The organism is Polyangium jinanense, assembly GCF_028435265.1.
Lineage (GTDB): Bacteria > Myxococcota_A > Polyangia > Polyangiales > Polyangiaceae > Polyangium > Polyangium jinanense.
The window spans coordinates 396,271-410,697 of the sequence record NZ_JAGTJK010000005.1; the positions used below are offsets into that span (position 1 = coordinate 396,271).

The 14,427-nt window shown below is 69.1% G+C and carries 11 protein-coding genes; 2 read left to right on the plus strand and 9 right to left on the minus strand.

Annotated elements, in window-relative coordinates; genetic code table 11:
* Positions 1 to 228: 228 nt before the first annotated feature.
* Positions 229 to 948 carry a YsnF/AvaK domain-containing protein gene (locus tag KEG38_RS14765; protein WP_272420075.1) on the plus strand — a complete coding sequence of 240 codons (720 nt, stop codon included), beginning with the start codon at positions 229 to 231 and terminating at the stop codon, positions 946 to 948.
* Positions 949 to 960: 12 nt separating this feature from the next.
* Here KEG38_RS14765 and KEG38_RS14770 read toward each other — a convergent pair whose 3' ends face one another.
* The 8 genes from KEG38_RS14770 to KEG38_RS14805 form a co-directional block, all read right to left on the minus strand.
* Entirely contained in the window at positions 961 to 2,934 is a 1,974-nt protein-coding gene (locus tag KEG38_RS14770) for a sulfatase (RefSeq protein WP_272420076.1), read from the minus strand.
* A gap of 17 nt (positions 2,935 to 2,951) precedes the next feature.
* A complete protein-coding gene (locus KEG38_RS14775) occupies positions 2,952 to 3,524 on the minus strand; it encodes a hypothetical protein (protein WP_272420077.1) in 573 nt (190 codons plus the stop codon).
* 155 nt (positions 3,525 to 3,679) lie between these two features.
* Entirely contained in the window at positions 3,680 to 5,620 is a 1,941-nt protein-coding gene (locus tag KEG38_RS14780; protein ID WP_272420078.1) for a sigma 54-interacting transcriptional regulator, read from the minus strand.
* Positions 5,621 to 5,757: 137 nt separating this feature from the next.
* Positions 5,758 to 7,533: a HEAT repeat domain-containing protein gene (locus tag KEG38_RS14785; RefSeq protein WP_272420079.1), complete on the minus strand. Its 1,776-nt coding sequence runs from the start codon at positions 7,531 to 7,533 to the stop codon at positions 5,758 to 5,760.
* A 243-nt stretch (positions 7,534 to 7,776) separates the two neighbouring features.
* Positions 7,777 to 8,619, minus strand: a complete 843-nt coding sequence (locus tag KEG38_RS14790) for an SDR family NAD(P)-dependent oxidoreductase (protein ID WP_272420080.1) — start codon at positions 8,617 to 8,619, stop codon at positions 7,777 to 7,779.
* 11 nt (positions 8,620 to 8,630) lie between these two features.
* Positions 8,631 to 9,779, minus strand: coding sequence for an NAD(P)/FAD-dependent oxidoreductase (locus tag KEG38_RS14795; protein ID WP_272420081.1), 1,149 nt, complete (start codon positions 9,777 to 9,779; stop codon positions 8,631 to 8,633).
* 12 nt (positions 9,780 to 9,791) lie between these two features.
* Positions 9,792 to 10,631 (minus strand): 3'(2'),5'-bisphosphate nucleotidase CysQ family protein, encoded by an 840-nt coding sequence (locus KEG38_RS14800; protein WP_272420082.1) that lies wholly within the window; start codon positions 10,629 to 10,631, stop codon positions 9,792 to 9,794.
* 21 nt (positions 10,632 to 10,652) lie between these two features.
* Positions 10,653 to 11,594 carry an aldo/keto reductase gene (locus KEG38_RS14805; protein ID WP_272420083.1) on the minus strand — a complete coding sequence of 314 codons (942 nt, stop codon included), beginning with the start codon at positions 11,592 to 11,594 and terminating at the stop codon, positions 10,653 to 10,655.
* Positions 11,595 to 11,709: 115 nt separating this feature from the next.
* Here KEG38_RS14805 and KEG38_RS14810 point away from each other — a divergent pair, with 115 nt between their 5' ends.
* On the plus strand, positions 11,710 to 12,339 hold the full coding sequence (locus KEG38_RS14810; RefSeq protein ID WP_272420084.1) for a hypothetical protein: 630 nt from the start codon (positions 11,710 to 11,712) through the stop codon (positions 12,337 to 12,339).
* 18 nt (positions 12,340 to 12,357) lie between these two features.
* Here KEG38_RS14810 and KEG38_RS14815 read toward each other — a convergent pair whose 3' ends face one another.
* The gene (locus KEG38_RS14815; protein ID WP_272420085.1) at positions 12,358 to 14,421 is read right to left on the minus strand and encodes a DUF8728 domain-containing protein; all 2,064 of its coding nucleotides are present in this window, start codon (positions 14,419 to 14,421) and stop codon (positions 12,358 to 12,360) included.
* Between the last annotated feature and the right edge of the window lie 6 nt (positions 14,422 to 14,427).

Here is a 14,427-nt window from a genome sequence, read left to right on the forward strand (position 1 = left end):
GGCGGGCCTCTATCACCGGAGGGCCGCGGCGCCAAGGGTCCCGAGCGCGCCGCTCGTGCCCGCGCGATCGCTCGCCTCGTCGACGTGAGCGCCCCCGCCGCCACACGTGCTCATCCGCGTCGAAATGCGGCACGTGCATTGCAATTTCCAACGGGAACGGTCGCCGCGGACCACGGTCTTCGCGCGCGACCGAGCGGTCGCAACCTTTTGCGGCAGGAGGCGCGCATCATGGCGAACCCGTTCGGCGATCTGGTCCGGGAAGGCATGGAGGTCCGCACCGTGGACGGGCACAAGCTCGGCAAGGTGGTGGCGGTCCAGGTGGACAGCTTCGTGGTGGAGAAAGGGTTCTTCTTCCCCAAAGATTACACGATTTCCTGCGAAGCCATCGAGGACGTCCGCGAAGGCTCGATCGTGCTCTCGATGCGCCGGGAGGAGCTCGGCATCGAGGGCGGCGGCGTCCTGGAATCGCTCGGCTTGACGCATCACGAGCCGCCGCTGCAGGCCGCGCTGCGGCTGGAAGAAGCCGAGCGGGCGGAGGAGGCGGCCCGTTTGTCCTTGCACGAGGAACAGGTGCAGGCGACGACGCACATCGAACAGGTGGGCGAGGTGCGCATTCGCAAGGACGTGGTGACGGAGGAGCAGCAGATCACGGTGCCCGTGAAGCGCGAGGTGGTGACGGTCGAGCGCGTGCCCGTCGCCGCGCAAGGCGCGCGCAGGGACGTCGCGCAGGGGAAGGCATTTCAGGAAGAATCCATCGTCATACCGATCCGCGAGGAGGTGGTCGATATCCAGAAGAGGCCCGTGGTGACGGAGGAAATCGTCGTCACGCGGGCGACCGAGCAGACGGAGGCGCCGGTGAGCACGACGGTGCGGCGCGAGGTGGCCGAGGTCGTGTCGGAAGGGGATCTGGAGGCGACCGAGGTGCCGCTGCGCAAGACGGGGACGTGAAGGCAGGCGGCGTCATTCGCGCGGGCGGAGCCATCCGGCGAGGCTCTCGGCGAGGCGCGCCGCCTCCGGGCCGCGCTCGTCCGCGAGATTGAAGAAACCCTCGGGATCGGCTTCGAGATCCACGAGCACGCTCCGCCGCGCGCGAACGTCGAACGAATAAAACCACGGGTAGCTGACGAGGCCGACTTCCATGGGAATCGCCGTCTCGGCATATCCCACGTTCTCGAAAAGTATCGGGCGAGATACGGCCTCGGAGCCGCCGGGAGAGGTCTGCAAGGCACGACCCGGGAGATCGGTATCGAGGACGCCCGCGGCGGCGAGGATCGTGGGCGCCACGTCGAGGTGACCGACGGCGGACGCCTCGACCTTTGGCTCGATTCCGGGGAGACGCGCGACGAAAGGAATGCGGATGTGAAGGGGATGCGCGAGGCCGTGGTGGACGAGGCCACGCTCGCCGAGCCCTTCGCCGTGATCCGCGAGCACGAGGACCGTGGTCGAATTCCAGCGCGGTGAGGCGCGCAGAACGGAGATGAGGCGGCCGAGCTCGGTGTCGACGAGGCGGACGGTTTCGGCGTATCCAGCGGGGATCGGTCGCGGGAGCAGCGCGTGATCGTGCGGCTCCATGAAATGGATCCAAGCAAAGAGAGGCGCGCGGCGGTTGGGGCGTGAGGCAATGCGGGTGAACGTGTCGACGAGGTCCGGGGCACGGAGCGGGGCGCGGGCGTTCTCCTCGTAGACGTGGGAAAAACCGAGGGCGAGGGAGGGGTAATACGAGATGAGGCGGCCGCCGACGACAGCGACGGTCTCGTACCCGAGGGCGCCGAGGCGGCGCGCGATCGTGTTCGTATCGGGGGAGAGCGGCGCGGCGACGCTGCTGCGGACGGCGAGGTGGACGAGGTCGCGCTCGGGTTTGCCCGTCATGATCTGCGCGACGGCGCCAATCGTGGCCGGAGCAGAGGCGTAGGCGTGGCGGAAGACGACGCTTTCGGCCGCGAGCGCGGCCAAGGCGGGCATGTGGGTATCGATGACCCCGGCCGGGCCAACCAGGCGATCGGCGCGGAGGGTGTCGATGGTGACGAGGACGATATCGTCGCGGAGGGGCGCGGACGGGCTCGACGGAGGCGTCGGGGTTGTCATGGACGCCGCGGTCGTGGGCGGCGGGGTCATGGCGAGCGTGACCGCGTGCGCGATATCGTCGGCGAAAGGCTCGGGGCGTAGGCTCGGGAGCTCGCGCAGGAGGGCCGAGGGCAAGGTGCGGCCCATGCGGAGCAGGTGGTAGGCGCGCGCCGAGGTGCCGGTGATGGAAATCGTGGCGACCCAGGCGATTGCGGCCATGGAAAAGGTCGCCTGCACGCGGCGCGGAATGCGGCGGAGGTGCGAGAGGCAGGCGAGGCCGGCGGACGCGAACGAGGCAACGACGAGCGCGACGTACGTTTGCGGAGCGTGGGGTGAACGCAAAAAGGCGAGGATCGCGGCGAGCTCACCCACGGCGCAGAGCGCGGGGAGGGCCCAGCGCCGGGGCGCGAGGAAGGCGAGGGCGAAGGCCACGCCGCGCCGCGCGAGGCCAAACGCGAGGAGAAAGGCCACGGCGGCGGCAAGGACCCCCGCCGCGACGAATGCGTGCCGCTTGAGCGTGGCCGGCAGCGTGGTGGCGTGGTTCGTCAGGGTTATGACCGTGAGGGACAAACCGCCGACGAGGAGGAGCGCAGTGAGCCGATCGACGCGGCGGCCATGCGATTCGGGGGAATCGGAATCGAGCCCCGCGGGCGCGAGTTTTTGCTGGACGACGGCCGCGAGGGCGAACGTGACGCCCCCGACGAGGCCCGCACCGAGATAGACGGCGCCCGCGGCAGCGATGGCGCCCGCGACCTCGCGCCATGGCGCGGGCGGCGTGCGGGAGCGGAGGACGAGCAAGGCCGCGTCGGCGAGCGTGGCGCCAAGCCCCGCGAAGGCCCCCGCGGAGAGCGCTGCGAGGAGCGTCCGCAAGGGAGCGCGCGGCGAAGTCACCCCTCGCTGTGCCCGCCCGAGGGCGAACGCGGGGTGATCGGGATGCGCACCGTGGCCGGCGTCGGCTGGCGCGCGCTGACCGGACCTCGCAGGCTGGGCGGCGTACCCGCGCTCTGCGGGATCCCGACGCTCACCGGTTGCGCGCTGATCGGGGCGGCCTGCTCGGCGCGACGCTCGATGACCTCGCGCAGGCGCGCCCGCTCGGGCAGGGTCACGACGTCACCGAGAAAGTTCTCGGCCTCGCGCACCTCGCGGAACGCGCGGCGCTGGGGGTGGAAGGCGTCGCGGAGGATTCGCTGGATCTGGAGCGAAAGCGTGGGGCTTGCGCTGAGGACGAGGGCCGCGCGGAGCAGGCGTGGCTCGTTACGCATCGTCGCGACGTACGCCTCGACCATGTCGGGCGGGAAGACGTTCGCGTCGCTCATATCGACGAAGACGATGTAGTTGCCCACCACCGACTGGAGCATCGCGTCGTGGTCACGCCGCCAGCCACTGGCCTCGCCATCACCGACCGGCGACCAGAACCGGACCTCGATCAGCCTGCCGACGTGGCTCTCGATGCTGTACATCGTTCCAACGTAGCGTAACCGAGTTGCGCTTTCCCCTCAAGGCCGGCGTGCGCCGCGTGACGGGCCCCGACGAACGGCGCGACGGGGCGACGCGAGGCTCGGCCCAGGACGGATCCCCGCGGGGCGATTTGAGGTTGTCCGGGCAATACGCTGGATCAGATGCCGTATTGACGCAGCTTCTTGTGCAGGCCCTCGCGGGTGATGCCGAGGGTCTTGGCGGCGTTCGTCTTGTTGTTGTTGTGCTCGCGAAGGGCTTCGAGGAGGAGATATTTCTCCACGACGTCCATCATGTCCTTGAGCGTGCCGCGCGCGACGCCGGCGCGGTTGACGAGGCCCTCGACCTGGCGGATTCGCGGCGAGAGGAGGTCGGGCGTGGCAAAGGCGCCGGGATCGAGCTGGATCACGATGCGCTGGACCTCGTTCTGGAGCTCGCGCACGTTGCCTGGCCAGTCATAGGCCACCATGAGCTCCATCGCCTGCTGGCTGAAGCCGCCCACGTGTTTGCCGAGCTCCTCGGCGTAGCGCTGGAGGAAATGCGAGGCGAGCAGCGGGATGTCCTCGCGGCGCTCGCGGAGCGGCGGCAGGCGGAGCGGGAACTGGCTCAGGCGATAGTAGAGATCCTCGCGGAACCGGCCCTTCTTGACCTCTTCTTCGAGGTTCCTGTTCGTCGCGGTCACGATTCGCACGTTGACGTGCTTCGGGCTCGTGGCGCCGACGGGGCGGATCTCGCCTTCCTGCAACGCGCGCAGGAGCTTCGATTGCAAGGAGAGCGGGGTCTCGGTGATCTCGTCGAGGAAGAGGGTGCCGCCGTCGGCGATCTCGAAGAGGCCCTTCTTGTCCTCGGTCGCGCCCGTGAACGAGCCCTTCTTGTGGCCGAAGAGCTCGCTCTCGAGGAGCGTCTCGGCGAGCGCGGCGCAGTTCTGCGCGACGAAGAGCTTGTCGCGGCGGTTCGAGCCGTAATGGATGCGCGCCGCCATGACCTCCTTGCCCGTGCCGGTCTCGCCTTCGAGCAAGACGGTGACGCGCGTGTTCACGACCTTCTGAATCTGCGTGAGGACGCGCTGCATCGGCTCGCTTTGGCCGATGATGACGACGTCCTTGCCGCCGCGGCGCTTCTCCTCGCGGCCCTTCAGGAAGGTGTTTTCCTTCTGCAGGCGCTCCTCGGCGGAGACGAGGCGCTTGATGAGGCGCGCGTTGGCGACGGCGAGCGAGGCGTTGTACGCGAGGACGCCGAGGAGTTCGACGTCGTGCGCGTGGAGCATGCCGGGCGCGCTGCGGTTGTCGATCTGGAGGACGCCGATGATGTCCTCGCCGCGGAAGAGGGGGACGCCGATGGTGCTGCGGATGGAGGCGCCCATGATCGACTCGGTGCGGCCGACGTCGGTGGGCGCGTCAGCCGCGAGGACAGCGGCGCGCTCCTTGACGACCTTGCGGTAGACGCTGCGCGCGACGGGCACGGGGCCACGCGGCGGGCCAGCCGCGCCGTTCGCGAGGCGCACGCGGGTCATGACGGGTACGTAGGCGGCGGCGCCGGGATCACGGCCATCCTCGTCGTCGCGCAGGATGACGGTGGCATGCGTCGCGCTCGGGACGAGGAAGAGCGAGGCGTCGGCGACCTCGATGAGGACCTGATCGAGATCGCTGCCCGCGCCGATGCGCTTCTGCGCGGCGTAGAGCTTCGAGAGCAGGCCCGGGTCGCGCTCGATCGCCGCCGCGGCGGGGACGATCTCCTCGATGGGCTTGAGCTGCACGACGCGAGCTTTGTCGCCGTCGTCGGAGAGAGTGACGCGCAGCGCGGCCACGTTGTCGCCGGAGCCGAGCTCGACGATGTCGCCGGACTCGAGCTCGACGGGCCCGCTCTCGGGCGTCACGCGCTTGCGTTCTTCGCGACGCACGAGGGTCGTGCCGTTCGTCGAGCGCAGGTCGTGCAGGGCGGCGCGATCGGCGCCGACGACGATGCGCGCGTGCTCCCCGGAGACGTGCTGGTCTTCGAGCACGACGTCGTTCGACGGAGCGCGCCCGATGCGAACGACCTCCTCGCCGACCTCGAACGTTCGACCCGCAGCAATCCCCTGCGTTACCTCCAGCACGAGCATAAAGCGGCCGGATACTACGCCTGGATTCGCCTGGCCCAAGAACAAAACCCTTCGAAAAACAAAGCCCCACGGGCTTCGAAAAACAAAGCCCCCCTCTCCCGGCGGGAGAGGGGGGCTCGGGGGTGTGGGCGCTCGGCCTACTGACCGCGCGCGTTCAAGCGGTAGATGACCGTCTTGAAGGGGTTGACCGCGGCGATCTTGTTGCTGTCCTTCGTCGCCTCGGCCTCGTCGACCATCTTCTGGAGCTGGCCCGCGATGGCCGCGTCGCCCTTCGCCGAGCGGCGATCGATCACCTGCACCGAGATGAACTTCCCGGCCGCGTTCGTGATCTTCGGCAGGAGCTCGACGAGCTTCGGCCGCGCGGCGTCGCCGCCAAGCACGCCGACCATGTACGCGCTCTTCATGCCGATGAACTGCTTGTCACCGACGTGCGAGTTCGGATCCGCGAGCTTGCCGTAGTAGCAGTCGAGCTTGTCGCCGCACTCCTTCAGCAACTCCGTGGCCATCTTGTATTCCTTCTCGTAGCCCTTGCCGAGCGTGGAAGGCTTGCCATCGGGGCCGTTGATCTTCGAGTTGAAGAGCTTGTCGACCTCGGGGATCTGGTCGGCCTTCATGAGCTTCATCGCCGTGAGCAGCGTTGCGGCGCGCATCGGCTCGAGGTCGGCGTCCTCGCCCTTCGCGTCGAGCGCGTTCTTCACCATCCAGGGCACGAGGTTCGCGTCGAAGAGGTAACCCATCGTCTCGAGGAGCTGATCACGCGCGCCGACGCCGGGCGGGATCGTCATCGTGATCGAGGTCTTCTCGTAGACGCCCTGCACCGCCTTGAGCGCCGGCTCCGAGGTCGGCAGCTTGAGCAGCTCGCGGGCGATGACGACCTTGCCCGTGTCGTCGGCCTTGGCGATCGCATCGATCATCGGCTGCACGGCCTCCTCGCGGCCGATGCTGCCGAGGATGAGCGCGGCGGGCGCGACGTACGCCGTGTCGGCCTGCTTCGTCGCGGCCTCGGGCACCTTGCCGTCCTCGCCCTTGTTCGCGAGGAGGTACTCTTCCTTCGCGTACTTCACGAGGTCCGCGTCGCCGCCCTGGAGGAGCTTCACCGTCGGCTCGATCGAGGGCTTGCCGATCTTGATGAGCGCGTAGATCGCCGTGGCCTGCGCGTCCGCCTTCGTCGGCGAGAGGACGATCTTGACGAGCGGCTGCACCGCCTTCGCGCTCTTCAGCTGGCCGAGGATTTCGGCGCAGGTGATCTGCCAGTAGAACTGGTCCTTGAGGACGTTGATGTCCTTGCGGTCGGCGATCGGGACCTCGATCTTCTTGACGCAGTCGCCTTCCCACGAGGGCTCGGCGAGCTCGAGCAGCGCGTCGTGCACGTCGCGCGTGATGAGCGAGGCCTTGGGCTTCGAGTGGCGCAGCTTCGAGAACGCCTCGAAGAGCGGGCCCGCCGCCTCCTTCGCCTTCATCGGGCCGACGCCACGCGCCGCGGCGCGCACGTCTTCTTCCGTGCTGTCGGGCTTGTAGTCCTTGAGCGTCTTGATGAGGCACGGCGCGCCGCGGAGATCACGCGCGTCGGAGAGGAACTTGACGACCTTCGACTGCGTCTTCTCGTCGAGATCGCCGTTCGCGCAGATCTGCGACATCGGCTCGACGATCTTGTCGAGCAGCGGCTTGACGTTCGGACCGTTCCTGTCCTTGCTGTCCTTCGTCATCGCATCTTCGAAGAACTGGACGAGGCGGCTCACGGCAGGCACGCGCGTGGCCGGATCCGACAGCTTCTTGACGTGCGTCAGGGGGTCGTTCTCGTCCCCCCCACAGCCAACGATGGCGCTCGTGGCGACGGTCACCCCCGAGGCGACGACGGCCCCCAAGAGGAGCGAGCGAAGGGTGGGGTAAATTCGGCGTGCATTGCGGAACATGTCTTCCTCCGGCGTTCCCTCAGAAGCGGCCTTGGCACGGCGGGCGTGCGCTGGATGGGTCCCAGATGCCCCCCGCATCACGACGACCACGGTGCCACTAGCGAGCGGAAACGAATGACAGCGCGATGCCGAAGACCAGCGGGCCGCGTTCCCCGGAAGGCCAAGTCCCCCGGATGACTGAAGAAAGCGACCCAGCTTGCCTGCGATCTCGGGGCCGCACGCTATTCGTGGTCGCTCGACGTGTCAACGAACCCGCGAAAGCGCGAGCGCTCGGCGCAGCCCCAGCGCGAACAAACGGTCAGGCATCACACCGCGTAGGGTCGTCATCGCGAAACCATCACGACCCACGATCGTCCGGAACGGGGGAAAGGGCTCGCCGACGAGGCGCATGATGGTGCGACCCACCTCGTCGGGCGGCGGTGCGCGCCGGGCGCCGCCGATGGCGAGATCCTCGATCCTGCGGATGAGCGCTCCGTAAGGGCCCTCGTCGGCGACGTGCGCGCCGCGCTTGAGGTTCTCGAAGAAGATCGGCGTGCGGAAGGTGCCTGGCGCGACGACGAGCACGTCGATGCCGAAGGGCTCGAGCTCCCAGCGCAGCGCCTCGCTGAAGCCTTCCACGGCGTGCTTCGTGGCCGCGTAGATCGAGAGACACGGCATGGCCACGCGGCCCGAGGTGCTCGACACGTTGACGATGCGGCCGCGGCCGGCGCTGCGCATCGAGGGGAGGATCGCGCGCGTGGTCGCCATGAGCCCGAGCACGTTGGTCTCGAGCTGGAGGCGCACGTCGTCTTCGGATTGCTCCTCGAAGGGACCGCCGATCGCGATCCCCGCGTTGTTGACGAGCGCGAAGAAGGGCCCGTACTTCAGGACGAGCTCGCGGATCTTGTCGCCCGCGCCGGGCGAGATCACGTCGAGCTGCTCGACGTCGACCGAGACGCCGCGATCCTTGGCGGCCTTCTCGAGGGCCTCACGCCGGTCGAGATCGCGCATCGTCGCCACGACCTTGTGCCCCGCTGCCGCGCACTCGATGGCCGCGGACAAACCAATGCCGCTCGACGTCCCCGTGATCAGGACAAGCTTGCTCACGGCCCGGCAGTCTAGCCGATGATCATCGATTCGGAGAGCAACTTGCCCTCGGCGAACCTGCGCAGGTTCCAGCGGTCGAAGAGCGGCAGCTTCGTGCCTTCGGCGATGTGCTGCGCGAGGAGCTTGCCCATCACGGGCGCCATCATGAAGCCGTGGCCCATGAAGCCCGAGGCCTGGTAGAAGTTTTCGATCGCATCGACCTCGCCCACGATGGGGTTCGCGTCGGGCGTGAGGTCGTAACAGCCTGCCCACTGGCGCAGGACCTTGACCCGGCCGAGGAGAGGCACCGTCGCCGTGAGGGCACGCGCGTAGAGCGCGAGGAAGCGGTGTGACGAGCCCATGTCGAGGCCCTCGGGGACGTCCTCGTTGGAGATGCCTCCGACGATCTCGCCGCGCATCGACTGCGAGAAGTACAGGCCGTTCGAGAGGTCCGCGACGAGCGGCTTGAGCCAGGGCTTGAGCGGTTCGGTCGAGCAGATCTCGTGGCGGTGCGGGCGGTTCGGAAGCTTCACGTCGAGCATCGCCGCGAGGATCGGGCTCCACGCGCCGCAGGCGTTGACGACGCGGTTCGTCCGGATGACGCCCTTGTTCGTGACGACGCCCTCGATGCGCGAGCCGCGTGTCTCGAAGCCCGTGACCTCGGTGAAGGTCTCGATCTCGACGCCGAGCTTCTGCGCGCACTCGGCGTAGCCCCAGACGAACGGCCACGGGAAGACGACGGCGTCATCGGGGTTGTAGCTCGCGAGCAGGACGCCCTCGACGTCGAGCTCGGGCACGATGCGCTTGGCCTCTTTGGGTTCGAGCAGGCGTGTCGTGAGGCCACACTCGTTCTGCACGCGCACGCTCTTTTCGAGGTTCTTCTGCGCGCGCTCGTTGCGGACGAGGAAGAGGTAGCCGCCCTGGCGGAACCAGACGTTGATCTTCATCTCGGCCGCGAAGTCGCGGCACATGCGGATGCTCTCCTGCATGAGCCGGATGTTCTCTTCGCTGCCGAACTGGGCCCGCACGCCGCCGCCGTTGCGGCCGCTCGCGCCGCCGCAGAGGTAGCCCTTCTCGACGACGACCGTGTCCGTGATGCCGTGGTTTTTCGCGAGGTGCCAGGCGACGGACAGGCCCATGATCCCGCCCCCCACGATCACCACGCTGGCTCGGTCGCGCATGGTACGCGGAGCTTAGCTCAAAGCCGAGATGGCTTCGATCACGGTGTCGTAGAGCGCCGCGTTCGTCGCGACGAGGCCGTTTTCGAGCTTCAGCCCGCCGTAGGCGTAGTCGATCGGCGCGCCGTCGAGATCCGAGAAGCGGCCGCCCGCGGCGACGAGGATCGCTTCGGGGCCGCACGTGTCCCAGAGCTTCGCGCCCGTGCCGCCGTGTACGTAAATCTCAGCTTCTCCAGTGCTGACACGCGCGACCTTCACCCCGACCGATCCGCACGGGACGACACGGCGAACGCCGAGCCGCGTGGCGAGTGGCTCGACCAGGCGCGGGCGGTGCGAGCGCGAGACCATCATCGTGGCCTTCGAGGGATCACGCTGATCCGAGACGCGGAGCGGGCGGCGCACGCCGTCCGGGCCTTCGACGAAGGCGACGGAGGAGGCGCCGACGCGGCCGCAGAGCGCCTCGCCCGACTCGGGCATGACGACCACCCCGAGCGTCGCGCGGCCGCCCACGGCGAGGCCGATCATCACGGCGAACTCGGGGTTCCGATCGGCGAACTCGCGCGTGCCGTCGAGGGGATCGACGAAGAAGACGCGGTCGTTCTGGACCATCTTCCGCGCCTCGGCCGCGGTCTCCGGCGGGGTCTCCTCGGCGATGATCGGGACGCCGGGGAACGTCTCGGCGAGGCGCGCGCAGATGAGCGTGTTCGCCTCGCGATCGGCGCGTGTGACCGGATCGTTCGGGCCCTTCATCTCGACGGCGAAGGTCGTCCGGTAGACCGCGCGGACGATCTCCGCCGCCTCGCGGGCGATGCCGAGGACGGTCAAAAGCTCCGTGTCCATGCTGGCGTTTTCCATGGTGCCTCCGCGCGAGCTCCGTCAGATCTCGACGCCCACGGCCGTGAGCCGCGCAGCGAGCTCGACCATGACCGTGTCCTTGAGGTACGGCGGTTCGCCCGCCTCGCGCTCGAGCTGGTCGAACTGCGCGACCGAGCGAGGGCCGAGGATCGCCGAGGAGACGAGCTGGTTCGCCAGGACGAACCGGAGCGCGACGGAGCGGAGCGTGCCGACGTCTTCGGCCTTGGAGAAGGGGCGGAGCGCGTCGAGCTGCTGGATGCGTTTGGCGAGTTCCTTCTGGCTCCAACGATCGGCGCGGTGGTCGCCCGAGTAAAACTCGCGCTCGGGGCTCCAGTGGCCGGTGAGCAGGCCGTGGGCGAGGACGCTCCGCGCGAGGACGCCGACGCCGTGCTCCTTCACGTCCGCGGAGAGCGCGTGGAGATCCTTGGCGATGAAAACGTTGTACGCGAGCTCGAGGACCTTGGCGCCGGCGCGGATCGCGGCGCGCCCGACCTCGATCGATCCTGCGCTCACGCCCCAGGCGCGCACGAGGCCACGCTCTTCGAGCTCCTTCATGAACGCGACGGTTTCCGTGCGTGCGAGCGCGTGCTCGGTCGGGTTGTGGAGGAGCACGATGTCGAGCGGGCTGCGATCGAGCCGCTCGCGCGAGCGCTCGAAGGCGACGCGCAGGTAGCTCGGGTCGAAGCGCTTCTGCGCGGGTGAGGCTTCGAGGTCGGTGCCGATCTTCGTGACGACGTAGGTCTTGTCCTTCGGCAAGCGCGCGCCGAGCTTCTTCTCCATGGCGCCGCGGCCGTAGACGTCGGCGGTGTCGAAGAGGTTCACGCCGGAGGCGACGGCACGATCGAGGACACGATCGACCTCGGGCAAGACGACGGGCCCGTAGCCGTCGCCGGAGAGCCCCCACGTGCCGAGCCCGAGCTCGGAGACTTCGAGGGAGGTTTTGCCGAGAGGCCGCTTTCGCACGGGCCTGCATTTACAACGTACGGCGGTGTCCGTCCATCGTGCATGGCGCGAGGGCTCGCCTGCGCCGGGCTCCCGATCGAGCCGCCCCGGAACCAGGGAGGTTTACGAGGGAACCATGGCGAAGGAGCCGTTTTTCGCGTCGAGGACGGAGGGCGAGAAGACCTCCGGAGGTCGGGATGTGGAGGCGGCAGAGGGCGCACACAAAGCGCTCGAGCTCGTCGCGCTGCGTGGCACCGAGGTGCTCGGCGTGCGCCACGTGCTCGACGGCGGGGCGTGCTGGATCGGGCAGGCCCCGGAGTCGATCGCGCGGATCCCGATGGTCGAATACGGAGGCCAACCGGCCATCGTGGCCGAGGTCAAGGAGGGGCAGTTCATGCTCCACGTGCCTCCGCGCGCGAGGGGACGAACGCATGGAAAAGATGGGCTCGGCCGTCTCGTGATGGGGCCCGTGTCGCTCGAAGTGGAGGAGGGCGATCGGGCGGTGATCGTGCTCGGGCCGGTGCAGATCCGCGCGCGGCTCGTGGCGATCGAGGCGTCGGGCAAGGAGCGGATGCGGATCCCGAACGAGACGCGCCGCCTGCTCACCGTGATGGGCGCGCTCTACGTGACGGCGCTCGCGCTCTGCGCGGCGATCGCGCCCGCGCGGCCCGAGCGGCTCGCGAACGGCGCGATCCGGCGGGCGATCGCGACGGTGACGGAGAGCGTGGCGAGCGTGAACACGACGCAAGATTTCCCCCACCCGTGATACGCGGAGGCAGGCGCGTCACTGGTAAAGCCAGTAGTGAAACGAATGGAACGCGCCCGCCTCGCGCGGCGTGATCTCGATCTCGGTCCGGGCCCAGACGCGATCGGGCGGGATTTCCACGACACGCTCGACCCACGGGCCGGCGGGGAGCCGCGCCGAGCCGATCTCGATGCCGCCCGCGCGTACGACGAGCTCGACGTCGGTGTCGGCCGAGGCGCGCAGGACGAGCGACGCAGCGCGGCCCTGGGCGAGGTTCGTGGTGAAGCGATCGACCGCCCGGCGCATGCGGCCGCCGTCAGCAATCTCCGCGGCCGGCGTGTCCTCGTCCGAGCCTGCATCTTCCCGCCGCGGCGACTCGGCCATCACCGCCACGTTGTCCTGGTCCGACGCGCCGAGCCGCGCGTAGCCGTGCGTGTCCTCGGACTCGAGGTCGGAGACGTCGATCTCGTCGGCGAGCGCGCCCTTCGGCGCCACCACGCGCGGCAGCGCCCCCGTGCCGAGGAGATCCCAGCGAGCCTCGTGGGCGATCATCGTGGGTCCTCCAAGGATCGATTGATCGACCACGGTCTCGCGGTGCAGCTCCTCGCCGAGCACGGGCGGGCAGGCCATCCACTGCGGGTACACGATGAAGTGCGAGGGCCGGCGCTCGGCGGGGAGTTTTTCGTAGTGCTCGAAGCGTGAGCCGGCGCCGAACGTCCAGTAGCGCGACTCGCCTTCGGTCGTCAGGCCGACGACGTCGAAGGTGCGCCGGTCGGAGACGTAGGCGATCGCGCCCGTGTCGTTCACGCCGATGCGCGCGTCCGCGGGCAGCTTCTCGCGCGCCCAGAAGCCGAGCGTGACCTGCTGGTGATCGATCGCGCGCGCGCTCGTGGCGAGGTCGGAGAGCGTCCAGGGGAGCTTCGTGACGAGCGCGCCGGTGAAGAGGCCGAGGACGAGCGGCGTGACGGGCGCGCGCGCGCGGACGAAGCGACGCGCGACGTCGCCGATCTCGCGAGCGAGGCAAGCGAGGAGGACGAAGTGCGCGGCGTAGAAGGGCCAGACGTAGCGGACGCGGTTCCAGAGAAAGCTCAGGTACGTGCACGGCAGCGCCGTCGCGAGGACGATCGCGAGGACGAACGTGCCGTGGATCGGGAGCGCCGCACGGTGCGCGCGGGTGACGAGCGCGAAGACGCCGAGGATCGTCGGGACGAGGAAGTTCTCGGGGACGAAGACCGCGGACCACTCGCCGCCGTCGAGCACGCTCTGCCAGAGGACACGCAGGTTCGATTGGAGGAACGCGATCATGCCGGCGCGGTCGTAAGCGGGGTTCGCCGGGAGCCACTTGACCATCGTCGTCGACGAGGCCGCGTGCCCCGCGATCACGAGATGGAGCAGCGGAACGAGCAGCGGGCCGAGCGCGGGGACGAGCGCGACGAGGCGCCGTGGTTTGCCCTCGCCGCTCGGGCGCAAGGCGAGCGCCGCGACGGCGAGCGCCGAGGCGACGGCGCCTTCGGGACGAACGAGGGGCGTGAGCAAGCCGAGCGCGGCGACCTCGATCGCCTGGCGACGGCCCGGCGCGGGGGACGCGGGATCAGGCTCGCAGTACGCGGCCGCGACGCGCGCCGTGCGCATGAGCATCCACGCGAAGGGGATGGTCTCCATGCCGCTCCAGGCGAACCAGGCGAACGCGCCGAAGCCGAGGCACATGATCATCGCACCGGCGCCCGCGGCGCGGCCGGCGAGGCGATGCGCGAGGCGGCCGGTCTCGACGGCGAGCGCGGCGTGCGCGAGCGTGCCGAGCAGCCACGTGGCCCAGACGAACGAGAGCCCGCGCAGGCCGAGGAGGTAGAGCGGCGCGAGGGCGATCGGCCAGAGCAGGCTCGTCGCGCCCGTCGTGTAGCCCTCACCGGGCACGTACGAGAAGAAGTGACCCTCGGCGAGGCGACGCGCGTATTGCAGGTGGATGAAGGCGTCGTCGAGCGGGAGCGCGGGGCGTCCTGCGCGGTTGAGGATCCCGCGGATGGCGAGGGCGCCGAGGGCGAAGCTCACCACGAGGGGAAAGGCGTAAGGGGCCAGGCGTTTGCCCACGTCCCGAGGCGTCACGGGCGC

What these genes read in the sequence shown, in the direction of transcription:
- KEG38_RS14765 (WP_272420075.1), top strand. Translation starts at nt 229, where the DNA reads ATGGCGAACCCGTTCGGCGATCTGGTCCGGGAAGGCATGGAGGTCCGC.
- KEG38_RS14775 (WP_272420077.1), bottom strand. Translation starts at nt 3,524, where the DNA reads ATGTACAGCATCGAGAGCCACGTCGGCAGGCTGATCGAGGTCCGGTTC.
- KEG38_RS14780 (WP_272420078.1), bottom strand. Translation starts at nt 5,620, where the DNA reads ATGCTCGTGCTGGAGGTAACGCAGGGGATTGCTGCGGGTCGAACGTTC.
- KEG38_RS14785 (WP_272420079.1), bottom strand. Translation starts at nt 7,533, where the DNA reads ATGTTCCGCAATGCACGCCGAATTTACCCCACCCTTCGCTCGCTCCTC.
- KEG38_RS14795 (WP_272420081.1), bottom strand. Translation starts at nt 9,779, where the DNA reads ATGCGCGACCGAGCCAGCGTGGTGATCGTGGGGGGCGGGATCATGGGC.
- KEG38_RS14800 (WP_272420082.1), bottom strand. Translation starts at nt 10,631, where the DNA reads ATGGAAAACGCCAGCATGGACACGGAGCTTTTGACCGTCCTCGGCATC.
- KEG38_RS14810 (WP_272420084.1), top strand. Translation starts at nt 11,710, where the DNA reads ATGGCGAAGGAGCCGTTTTTCGCGTCGAGGACGGAGGGCGAGAAGACC.